The following is an 11,485-nucleotide window of genomic DNA, read 5'->3' as shown; positions in this document are numbered from 1 at the left end:
GGCCGCGATAGGTCTTAATGTGAATTTAGCTATTAGCACCGGTGTCTGGCTTTAGCCTGACATCCACTTTCCCAGCGATTTCCAGAAAGGTAGTAAAGCTAACCTGCGGATGACAGGCTGAAGGCCTGTCACCGAAACACTACTTATCGTGCATTGAACCACCCATACACTTGGGGCTGTCTGGAACTAAACCAGACTTTTCGGCCCACTCTGCTTGGGTGTATAGATGCATTGAGAGTGCATGAATGGGGTTTTGCATAAGGTCTGACAGCAGACCAAAAATGGTTTGATGGCGCTGAATTAGGCGCTTACCTTCAAAATCATCGCTAACGGCGACGAGCTTGAAGTGAGTATCCAAACGGTTACCACCGTGCATGTGGCTTTCGTTCTCTAACTCCATGTGAACTAGATTAAGGCCTTCATTGAGAAGGGTTTGGATCTGATCTTCTACTGACACCTTACTGATCCCCTTTCGCTGTTGATTCGGTTTTCACTTCAGCGAGTTTCTTAAATCGGTTTTGAATTTTACGAGTAATGAACCATACCGCACCAATCACCAGTGGGACAGAGACACCAGTTGCAAGACTCTTATCGAAATCGACACCGGCACCATGCACCGCATCAATGAGGTACTTGACTAGGCCAACTGCGTAGTAGCTGATCGCAGCAACCGACAGACCCTCTACCGTATGCTGCATCATTAGCTGTATCTTGGATCGACGATCCATGGAGCTCAGTAGCTCTTGGTTCTGGTTCTCAATCGCCATCTCAACTCGGGTACGCATCATATCGGCTGCGCGGTTTACACGACGCGATAGGTCGTCGAGTCGATTGTGCATGGTCTCACAGCCACGCACAGCAGGCGTCAATCTACGGATCAAAAACTCTTTCAAGGTCAGGTGACCAGAGACCTCATCCTCACGCAATTCATCCAATCGTGCCGCCATAACATCATGGTATGAGCGGCTAGCATTGAAACGGAAGGTGGTTCTCGCACGTTCAGCTTCAATATCGGCCGATAGGTTGATGAGCTCTGTCAAAAGCTGACTGTCATCTGAGTTATCACCCGTTGACAGGCGACGCGTCAGATCGGCCATTCGATTATCCATATCAGCAACAACCGGTGACAGCTTACGCGCTTCGCGAAGACCGAGCAGCGCTAACAAACGGTAGGTCTCAACTTCAATTACACGCTGCACCATTCGGCCCATCTGCCCTTTCGACATGCTGTTATTGAAGATTAGGAAACGGCCAAAGTTGTCGCTGTGCGTTCTAAATGTCGTCCAGATTTGTGCTGCACCATTCTGTGGCAGACTGCCGATCATCTGCATATCATCGAGCTGAGAGCGAACATCTTTGGGCTCTGGTAGTTCATCACCCTGAATGTTCTGAATGCGCATATGAAAAGCTGCTACCGCTTTACCTGGGTAGTTACTTAACCAGCCGTCTGGCAGTCGATCCAACGCCGTTGTGAAAAAGGGTTGTGTCGACGCTACCCCTTCACGTGAATCGGTGATGGTCAGTGACGTAAACTCGAGATGCTGCTCCCAACGGATGCGCAGATCGCCCGCTGTGTAGATATTACACGCCTGATCCACTCCGTCGTGTTCGATGTTGAGGGTATCTAGCAAGCGCTGGATGTGCTGACTCTGAATGGCACGCTCCTGTTGGTTTGCCAGCACCGCAATGTGGGTAATACTGGCATCCCCTGAAATGCGCTGGAACGGGCGCGAGTGCAGCTCGTCATAGAGCCAATCACGGTCTTCATGCCATTCCAATCCGTGTTGCTGCTGTGCGACAACCATCAGAGACTCCTTACTCTATATCCAGATTAGCCCGCATCAGGGGCTGATCGCTCAAATCAAAACTCATCAGTTGTAAATCGATGTCAAACCAACTCTTAAAGAGATCAAGCGAGAGCGGTTTGGGCCAAAAATCCTGAAACTCATCCCAGGCAGAGAGTTCGTTCTCAAAGATCGTCAACCAGTGCTGTTCAATCTCTGAGGTGAAATCCTCATCAGAATCGACCTCATCAAAGAGGTAGAGGTTGGCTTCACTGCGCAGCTCCTCTAGTGAAGGAACCGGCTCTTCTGAGCCCGCCAAAAGCCACTCATGAAAAGGAGCCTTGGGTTTAATGCTAATACCCGAGCGGTTGATCAAACGCATAGACTCTCCAATACATAGATTTACTTATAACCATATAACCTGACTATACCGCAGTTGCACAAAGGGAGCACTAGTAGATTTCGCTGAGTGGAAAAGGAACAAAAAAAAGGGGTCTGACCTGGGCCAGTCCCCTTTTCGGGCAATCGATCGCCTCATCTTCGATAAGGTTCCGACACTTAAGTTGTTGGAGCGATCTTAAGAGGCCTCGATTAATACCTGTTGGAGCGGTCTCATTGAGGCCGCGACGCTATTTGTTAAAGCTCCGCCGCTTCCTCTTCTGCCATTACCTTGTAAGGGTGATCAGACGCCAATAGCGCTTTACCAAGATCCGTTGGGAACTCGACATCAATGTCGACCACACGACCGTCACGACAGACGTTAATGATAGTATCCATGCAAGTACTGAGCAGAGAGTACTTCTCATCCGGCGCAGCAATAATGGTTTGGAGACCCAAATCACTCATGAAGCCAAGCGAGGTAACGGTGTTCTCTGAATCCAGCTTGTTGAACGCCTCATCGAATACCGACAGGCTGAAGCCACCAACAGGCTTACCATCACTACCCTCTTTTAGGCGGTAGGTCGCACCCAAGGCGGCCGCCATCGCGACGTAGAACGGTACCTGGTGCTCACCACCGGAACCGGTCTTGATACGCTGCGACAGGGTTGTCTTACGATTGCCGTCAAGATCTTTAACCACCAACTCGAAGTTGTAGAAGTTACGGTAGTCCTGAAGCAGACTGCTCTCGCCTTCATCTTTAAGTACTTCGTGAATTCGTTCTAGAGCATCCTTGTGCTGCGCATTGTCATCAAACTTCATATCAAACAACGAGCCCACATTGGCAGAATCGAGCTGCGTATAGGCCTCAACCAACTCAAGAATGTCTTTCAACTCAGGGTTAGGTGACATCTCAAAGCTGTACATCTCTTTATGGAAAGGACGGTTCTTCAAGTGCGAGTTTAGCTCACGGATCAGATCACGAATCTTATTGATCTGGTCATTCAGATGGGCCACGAAGTCAGAACGGAAAGCAGACTCAGCCTCTAGACGAGCTCGCTCGGCCTTCTCTGTGTACTCTGCCAATTCAGATTCACGGAGTGCCTCAACGGTCTCGTTAACGTAACCCTCGAGATCTTCATGACTGGAGTCTGGTCCAACCTTATCCAACTCATGGTGAGTCAAACCGCCACCGTGGTGACGCGCTTTATACTGTGCAACGGCATCACGGACACCGTTCTTTTTCTTCTCATGCAGAGCCAGTTCAGACTGAGCTTTCTTGGCCGCTTCGAAGATGATGCGTTCCAACTCACCATCACAGCTCTCATCGAGGTAGTCGCGTTTCTCCTGCGCAGACTGAGCGTCGAACTCATTCTTCGCTTCACAGGCTGCACGCGCTTCAGCATGCTCTGTTAGATCGGTCTCTAGCACCTCTAGCTGAGCAGTATCACGGATCAGGCCTGTACGGGCTTTTTGCAGTTTATCCATCAACGCAGCTTGAGTGGACTCGGTCTCTTTCTGCTTAGCCGCCAGATCGGCAATGCGCTGCTGAATACCGGTATCGTCATGGTTACGGAGATCGACAATAGTCTGCTGGTACCCTTCAATCTGATGCGTCAGTTTCTTACGCTGTTCTGTCAAATCAAACAGAGGCTCGTTCACTTGAGACAGACCGCCATCAAGGCTTATTAACGCATCACGTAGCTTCTCTAGAGATTCGTGCTGACGACCTAGCAGTGTGAACTCATTGACCAGCTGATCGACCTGCTTGCCCTGCAGTTCAAGTTGATCACCACGACGACGAATACCCATAATTGGTGTCAGTTCATTAATTGATGTGGTTGAACCTTCGGTCTGCAACATGCAGTCATAGGTCAACGCACGCTCCTGTTTCAAAAGCTCCGCTTCCGTCTCAACCGCCATGACACCGCCCAGTGCGCGATTCATAAATGCGCGGGCATCGTCAGAGTCAGACTCGATAAACTGAGCCAGAGAACCTGGCTTAGTGCGGTGTAACCAGTCACCCGATTTAGTGGTGTTGATGATACGACACCCTTTCAGGTGACGCCCTTTACGGCGGTAGAGTGTAATCGCCTCTTTGACACGATCAGGATCGACGACCAATGCTTCGCGGCGAGCACCTAAGAAGGACTCAATTGCAATGCGCCACTTGTCATCGGTAATATCAACCAACTCACAAATGGGTGTTGAGTCGATACCGTACTCACTCAACAGCTCCATCAATTCAGCCGTGTTACGACGAACGGGGGCGCGCCCCTGCTGAAGCTGTTCTACGGCACTCTTCTGGTTCTGTATCTGAGCGCGCAGTTCAGAAATACGGATAACTGACTCTTCATAACGACGCGACACTTTACGACGAACGTTCTCAATCGACTTACGCATTGCGTTTAGCGTGTTATCGACGCTGACAGGATCTGAAGGCCAAGCGTCTGCCATTAGGTTTTCACCCGAGCGCCAGATCTCTGATGCTTGATCCACCAGTGCTGCAAACTCTTCAGGCAAGAACTCACGATTCTGATTAAAGCTCACCGCTGTGCGCATCAGCGAGTAGGCCTTCTGAATGCGCTCTTCGATGACATTGAGTTCGTGTTGACCAACGCGTATAGAAGATTCCATCGCGTTAATCTGATGCGCAGCATCGGTGTTGTTTAGCGCTGCACGTGCGTTGGCAAGATCCTGCATAACCTGATTGAGATCAGCACCAATATTGGTTAGCTCTCGCTCAACTTCCGCCTCTTGCTCTTGCCACTTCTCTAGACGCTCTTCAGCCTCCTCTTTACGAAGGTCGGCACTTTCAAAACGTGACTCGTGAACAACCCACTCGTACTCGACGGCGTTTTTGATGTTACGACTGATACCCTGGCAGAGCTCTTGTACTTTAACCAGTTCATCAATACGGTTAGCCACATCACGCGTCTTCTCCTCCATCGCTCGATACTCATCCAGCGATTTACGGAAGGCTCCGACATGCACTACGTTCTCATCCAAGACAAACTCGCGAACGAATCGAGTCGGACTATCAATGGGTACAAATTTAAGAGCGTTTTTGAAGTTCTTGATGAATTTGTCATCGTCATTCGGCATCGCTGGATCGTGACTCAAGTGGGTCACAACCTCACGAATGTAGCGGCTTGCACGCTTCTCTAGCGTCATATCCGGACACTGTTTAAGCAGGCTTTCACGAACTTCATTCCAAGGACGCGGCATACGACCACCGCCCTCTTTTCGACTAAAGTCATCCAGCGAAACAGAGAAGTTAGGCAGAATAAAGCGACCCAAAACCTCTTCATCTGGGCTGGCGGTTGATGCACTGATCGCAACACCAATACAGCTCTCTTGTGCCGTCTCAGTATCAAAGAAGCTCATCGCCAGATAGCTGATAGAATCTTCACGGGCACTGTTGCTTTTACCACCATCATCCATAAAACCGAGACAGTAGGTGCGCAGTGAACGCTCAGACTTTTCACCCGCCGAGGCGTTAAAACTTAAGTGGCGCTTATGGCCACCCATCAAAATGGTCTGCATGGCGTCCAGTAGTGACGATTTACCTGAGCCGTTAGGACCTACAATCGCGACATTACCTTTGATCGGGATCTCTTGAGCACCCAATACATACCAGTTAACTAGAACGATGCGATTAAGCTGTTTCATCGTCAGACTCCTCTACTGCACCCTTCTCTTCTGACTCCACTGACTCATCAGCTGGCTCACTCACCTCTTCGATCGACTCCTCTGGAGTGTCAGCAATATCATCCATCAAGGCCGCATCAGCGCTTTCGATGTCACAGAGCGCCTCAAGCTGTCGGATGTAATCTTCGACCACCACTTGACGAATGGTGGGGTAGATGCCGATTGGAATGTTTTTAGGGTCGGTCTCATTCGCCTTGCCGCGTTCAATCAAACCGTGACGTGAGAAGAGCGACAGGATCTCTTTTAGACGCGTCTCATTAGGGATCTCTTTACCGGTTAAACTCTCGTAAGTGCTCAACAGATCATCAGACGTGGTGTACGCCTTACCGCTCTCTACTTCGAAATTTTCCAGTTTCTGTTCATACATTTGACGCATACAGAGCATCAACAGAGACTCATCGAGCTTCAATCGCATGACTCGCTCTTCACCCTGGGGTAGCACACCCAAATAGGCTTCATCAGGTTGATAGACCAGAGACCAACCCAGTGCCGCGAACAGGTTACGGAAGTACTCCATATTCTGCGAAATAAGGAAATAAGTATCACGCTGTGCAGGGCGATCCGCATAGAGGAACTGGTTTGTCAGTAGTGAGTTTGCAGCGCGAACGAAATCGGCTTCTGTACTCTTTTCATTGCGCGTCAGCGCTTTTTGTAAATCACCAAGCATCAGGCGTTGTTCCTGTGTATTTTGAAACCACGGCACTCCACCATATCGGCAACGCGCACGTACTCTTCATCAAATTCTATTTGGTAGCGTTCAGCTGTCTTACGCGCTTTCTTACCTAACGAATTTAGGTGTCGCACATAGCTGAAGCAGATGTAATCTTCGATTGAATCAATGGTAAATTCAGACGCCGAGACCAGGGTTTCACCATTTAAAAAGTGACGATCTAGGTAGGCCTCAATTCGATCCACTTTCACCTCACGGCGTGCCTTCCACTCTTTGAAGAGCTGACGCATGTAAAGAACCTTAGGATCGATCTGCTGTTGGGTAATGACTCTAGGCGCTGTCTCAACACGTCGACGCACTGGCGAGCGAATGGACGAAGGCGAGATAAAGCCATACTGATCAAGCGACTGAACCGGTGGTATCTCCCGACCATCTTTCTCCGCCAATTTGGCAATGACACGCGACAGTCGAGCCGCCATACCCGGCGTTGTCTTGTCCATGTAACGAACTGTGTCGGCTACCCGTTTCTCTAGCTGGTAACGGAAATCATCAATGATCGCCAGACGCTGGTCGACCGACTCGAAGATCCGGATGATGCGATTGATGTGCTGGTGCACCATCGCTTCCGCAGTTTCAGATTCGATTTCATACTGCATCTGATAGTGCTCAGTCAGCATCTCTACCTTCAGCGTATCGAACTGAAGATCACGCAATAAAGAGAGAATTTGACGTCTAAAACGGAAGGGGTTGTTCTTTGTTTTCAACGTCTTATAGTCAGAAACAAGAATGTGCTCAACGAAACGATCAAAGAAGCCACGGACAATCTCTTGCGGGTTATGCGACTCAGCCAATGATATTTTAAGTTCGCGCAGACCCAACATCATATCGGTCAGGTGTGCACTGAACTCGGCTGCTGTGTCTGCCGCTTCCGATAGGGTAATACCACGACCCACCGGATCATTGATGGCCGACTCCAGAGACGACAGCACGTTAAGAACGGTGCCACCGTAACTGCGTTTTTCCAAACGCGCGATCGAAACCAGGTTACGCAACAGGTAACTGACCGAAGGAGAGAGCAACACATAGGTGCGATAGATCTTCTGCTCTTCCTCTAACCAGCCCGTTTGCACTAGGCGTCGGTAGATACGGTTTGTGTAATCTGCGCTAGAGGTAGGCAGCTCCGCCTCCTCTTCAGACTCAGCCACCCAGCGACGAACACCAAGCTTAACAACGGCATTTTCGATGGTTGAACGGACTAAATCTTTGGCAATAAAGGGGTCTATAAGATCTTCATCAAAGAAGAGATCGGCCAATTCAAGAAGAACAGACTGGTAAACCTGTCTATTCTGCCCAGAGAGCGGCGCAAATATATCGTCTGGTAGCTTATTGAAAAGCACTAAAAATCCACCATTTGAGGGCTGCCCATTCAATAGGCAGCAAATCGAATAACCATCGATTCTAACAAAAAAAGGAGTGCTGTATAGGCCTCTTAGATGAGACTTTGGCGTAAAAGAAAAATCTTTAACCCTTGAGTCAAAAAACAGCCCTCAACCACCCTGCCACAAGAACTGTTTTACCTAACATGAAAGCTTGTTATTATCTGCTTTAAAGCGGGCCAACATGGCCCATCAGTACCGCAGAGTGACCTATCTCACCGAAGCGGATTCGTTTCACCACCTTAAAGGCGTTGTGGATGAAATTTCGTTTCCCTGTCGTCATCATTGACGAAGATTTCCGTTCTGAAAACATCTCTGGCTCAGGCATTCGTGACCTTGCAGCCGCTATTGAAAAAGAGGGTATGGAGGTTGTCGGCTTAACCAGCTACGGCGATCTTACAGCATTTGCTCAACAGGCGAGCCGCGCCAGCTGCTTCATCATCTCTGTCGATGATGAGGAGTTTGATTCGGGTGAAACGGATGATCTGTCCGACGAAGTACTGAATAACATCCGCGACTTTATTAGCGAAGTTCGCAAGCGTAATAACGAGATCCCAATCTTCTTGTACGGTGAAACTCGTACCTCTCGTCATGTGACGAATGATATTTTGCGTGAGCTTCACGGCTTCATCCATATGTTCGAAGACACTGCCGAGTTCGTTGCACGCCACATTATTCGTGAAGCGAAAAAGTACCTCGAATCACTAGCACCGCCGTTCTTCAATGCGTTGATGAACTACGCAAGCGACTCTTCATACTCTTGGCACTGCCCAGGACACTCGGGCGGTGTTGCCTTCTTGAAAAGTCCGGTTGGGCAGATGTTCCACCAGTTCTTCGGGGAGAACATGCTGCGTGCCGATGTCTGTAATGCGGTTGAGGAGCTTGGACAGCTTCTGGACCACACAGGCCCTGTTTCAGATTCAGAGCAGAGTGCTGCACGCATATTTGGCGCTGATCATCTCTTCTTTGTCACTAACGGCACCTCGACGTCGAACAAAGTGGTCTGGCATTCAACCGTTGCCCCTGGCGATATTGTGGTAGTGGATCGTAACTGTCATAAATCGATTCTGCATTCGATCATCATGTGTGGTGCGATCCCTGTCTTCCTAATGCCAACTCGTAACCACTACGGCATTATCGGACCGATTCCAAAGAGTGAGTTTGATCCCGAGACGATTCGTCGCAAGATCGAAGAGAACCCTTTTGCTCGTGAAGCACTGAACAAAAAACCTCGTGTACTGACACTGACGCAATCGACCTACGATGGCATTCTCTACAACGTAGAGACGATTAAATCGATGCTGGGCGACACCATTGATACGCTGCACTTTGACGAGGCCTGGCTGCCTCACGCAGCATTCCACAAGTTCTACAACCACATGCACGCGATTGGCGGCACAGAGAGCCGTGAACGCTCTGACGACACCCTGGTGTTTGCAACACAGTCAACGCACAAGCTGTTGGCAGGTCTGTCACAGGCCTCTCAGATCCTAGTGCAGGACGCTAAGAACCGTAAGCTGGATACCTTCCGATTCAACGAGTCCTACCTGATGCACTCATCGACCAGCCCTCAGTATGCGATCATCGCCTCTTGTGATGTTGCCGCTGCAATGATGGAGCCTCCCGGTGGTACAGCACTGGTCGAGGAGTCCCTGTACGAGGCGATCGACTTCCGTCGTGCCATGGTTAAGGTCGAAAAAGAGTTTGGTGAGAACGACTGGTGGTTCAAAGTTTGGGGACCTCAGAAGTGGGATGATGAAGGTCTTGGCGATCGTGATGCTTGGGTCATCCATGAAGATGACACTTGGCACGGTTTTGGCAAGATCGAGTCTGGCTTTAACATGCTCGACCCCATTAAGGCGACCATTATCACACCTGGATTGAATATCCATGGTGAGTTTGATGAGCACGGCATTCCGGCGGCGATTGTCAGTAAATACCTTGCTGAGCACGGTATTATCATTGAAAAAACGGGACTCTATTCGTTCTTCATCATGTTCACCATCGGCATCACTAAGGGCCGCTGGAACTCCATGGTGACTGAACTTCAGCAGTTCAAAGATGACTTTGATAACAACCTACCCATGTGGCGGGTTATGCCTGAATTTGTCGCACAGCACCCTGAATATCAGCGCATTGGTCTGCGTGATCTTTGTCACTCACTGCACGACATCTACCGCAAGTACAATGTCGCAAAAATCACGACAGAGATGTACCTCTCTAAGATTGAGCCTGCTATGACACCGGCAGATGCTTGGTCGAAGATGGCGCACCGTGAAGTTGAACGTGTCTCAATCGATGAACTAGAGGGTCGAACCACCGCCATGCTCGTGACACCTTACCCACCGGGCATACCACTGCTTATACCGGGTGAGCGCTTTAACTCAACCATCGTTGACTACTTGAAGTTTGTTCGCGAATTTAACGCCCAGTTCCCTGGCTTCGAAACAGACTGTCACGGACTAGTGCGAGAGAACATAAACGGCGTCGATCACTACTACATCGATGTCGTAAAAGACTGATTCAACAAGACGAGATAACGGCACCTTCGGGTGCCGAATTTTTATGAAAATAGAGTTCGAAAAATCCATCACCACTGAACAAGCCGGCAGCAATGTCACCGACTTTCTGGCGCAAGAGACCGCAATCTCCAAACAGAAAATTAAGGACGCACTGAGTAAAGGTGCCTGCTGGCTGAAGCGTGGCCAAAAAGGTCGTAAGCGCCTGCGTAAGGCCAAGGAGATTCTGCAAAAAAACGATCGGATCTCTCTCTTTTACGATTCTGAACTCTTAGGCCGTAAACCAGAAGGCGCGCAATGTTTGGTGGATGCTCAAGGTTACTCTGTCTGGTTCAAACCAGCCGGTATGGTTGCACAGGGAAATGACTGGTGTGATCACCTTGCCATTACTCGTTTAGCCGAGCAAACACTTGAACCGAAACGCGCTTCGTTTTTAATACACCGTTTGGATCGTGAAACGGCAGGTCTGATCGTGATCGCTCATAAACAGGGTGTTGCAGGCGCCATCTCGCGCGAATTCCAAAACCGTAAGGTTGAAAAATTTTACCGCTGTCTTGTCTCAGGCCAGGCACCCGAGTCCGGTGAAATCATCAATAAACTGGATGGTAAACCGGCCCATACCAAATTCACCCGACTGCACTACAACTCCGATCGTGACTATTCGGATCTCTATGTAGAGATACTGACCGGGCGAACACACCAGATCCGACGTCATCTCAATCAGATCGACCACCCTGTTATGGGTGATCCACGCTACGGAAGTGACAACAAAAACCTAGCAGGCATGCAGTTATTTGCTGTCAAATTGGCATTCAACTGCCCTATTCAACGCCGCAAAGTCACGTTTGAACTCTCCAACGAGTTTTTGAAACAGCACAGCAACTCGGAGTTGTCTGACGCAACGCCTTAACAAAATTGCCAAGACAGTTGGGTGTAGCATCAAGGGCAGATGACAGGCTAAAGCCAGTCACTGGTTTAGCGACTTGG

Annotated in this window: 8 protein-coding genes; 2 read left to right on the top strand and 6 right to left on the bottom strand. The window is 49.5% G+C overall.

The features are described 5' to 3' along the window. Positions 1 to 139: 139 nt before the first annotated feature. From XMA127_RS06450 to XMA127_RS06425, 6 genes are all read right to left on the bottom strand, one after another. Complete coding sequence (locus XMA127_RS06450; protein ID WP_173484052.1) at positions 140 to 457, bottom strand: BolA family protein; 318 nt, start codon at positions 455 to 457, stop codon at positions 140 to 142. 1 nt (position 458) lies between these two features. Continuing rightward, a complete protein-coding gene (locus XMA127_RS06445) occupies positions 459 to 1,805 on the bottom strand; it encodes a DUF3422 family protein (protein WP_173484053.1) in 1,347 nt (448 codons plus the stop codon). 10 nt (positions 1,806 to 1,815) lie between these two features. Further along, on the bottom strand, positions 1,816 to 2,166 hold the full coding sequence (locus tag XMA127_RS06440) for a hypothetical protein (protein WP_173481103.1): 351 nt from the start codon (positions 2,164 to 2,166) through the stop codon (positions 1,816 to 1,818). A gap of 254 nt (positions 2,167 to 2,420) precedes the next feature. After that, a complete protein-coding gene (locus tag XMA127_RS06435) occupies positions 2,421 to 5,834 on the bottom strand; it encodes an SbcC/MukB-like Walker B domain-containing protein (RefSeq protein ID WP_173481104.1) in 3,414 nt (1,137 codons plus the stop codon). Further along, complete coding sequence (locus XMA127_RS06430) at positions 5,821 to 6,540, bottom strand: DUF4194 domain-containing protein (RefSeq protein WP_173481105.1); 720 nt, start codon at positions 6,538 to 6,540, stop codon at positions 5,821 to 5,823. Before XMA127_RS06430 ends, XMA127_RS06435 begins: the two co-directional genes overlap by 14 nt. Beyond that, the gene (locus XMA127_RS06425) at positions 6,540 to 7,940 is read right to left on the bottom strand and encodes a Wadjet anti-phage system protein JetA family protein (protein WP_173483510.1); all 1,401 of its coding nucleotides are present in this window, start codon (positions 7,938 to 7,940) and stop codon (positions 6,540 to 6,542) included. The genes XMA127_RS06430 and XMA127_RS06425 overlap by 1 nt, the downstream gene beginning before the upstream one ends. Before the next feature lie 296 nt (positions 7,941 to 8,236). On the opposite strand from XMA127_RS06425, the gene XMA127_RS06420 reads away from it, so the two are divergent. Both XMA127_RS06420 and XMA127_RS06415 read left to right on the top strand, forming a co-directional pair. Beyond that, positions 8,237 to 10,501 (top strand): Orn/Lys/Arg decarboxylase N-terminal domain-containing protein, encoded by a 2,265-nt coding sequence (locus tag XMA127_RS06420; RefSeq protein ID WP_173484054.1) that lies wholly within the window; start codon positions 8,237 to 8,239, stop codon positions 10,499 to 10,501. A gap of 43 nt (positions 10,502 to 10,544) precedes the next feature. Then, positions 10,545 to 11,408: an RluA family pseudouridine synthase gene (locus tag XMA127_RS06415; protein WP_173481108.1), complete on the top strand. Its 864-nt coding sequence runs from the start codon at positions 10,545 to 10,547 to the stop codon at positions 11,406 to 11,408. Positions 11,409 to 11,485 lie beyond the last annotated feature (77 nt).

The sequence above is a fragment of the Marinobacterium sp. xm-a-127 genome, from assembly GCF_013283425.1.
Lineage (GTDB): Bacteria > Pseudomonadota > Gammaproteobacteria > Pseudomonadales > Balneatricaceae > Marinobacterium_E.
This window is presented reverse-complemented; position numbering and strand designations above follow the sequence as displayed.

Coding starts and splice junctions, on each gene's coding strand:
- XMA127_RS06435 (WP_173481104.1), bottom strand. CDS start 5,834: ATGAAACAGCTTAATCGCATCGTTCTAGTTAACTGGTATGTATTGGGT.
- XMA127_RS06445 (WP_173484053.1), bottom strand. CDS start 1,805: ATGGTTGTCGCACAGCAGCAACACGGATTGGAATGGCATGAAGACCGT.
- XMA127_RS06420 (WP_173484054.1), top strand. CDS start 8,237: ATGAAATTTCGTTTCCCTGTCGTCATCATTGACGAAGATTTCCGTTCT.
- XMA127_RS06440 (WP_173481103.1), bottom strand. CDS start 2,166: ATGCGTTTGATCAACCGCTCGGGTATTAGCATTAAACCCAAGGCTCCT.
- XMA127_RS06430 (WP_173481105.1), bottom strand. CDS start 6,540: ATGCTTGGTGATTTACAAAAAGCGCTGACGCGCAATGAAAAGAGTACA.
- XMA127_RS06415 (WP_173481108.1), top strand. CDS start 10,545: ATGAAAATAGAGTTCGAAAAATCCATCACCACTGAACAAGCCGGCAGC.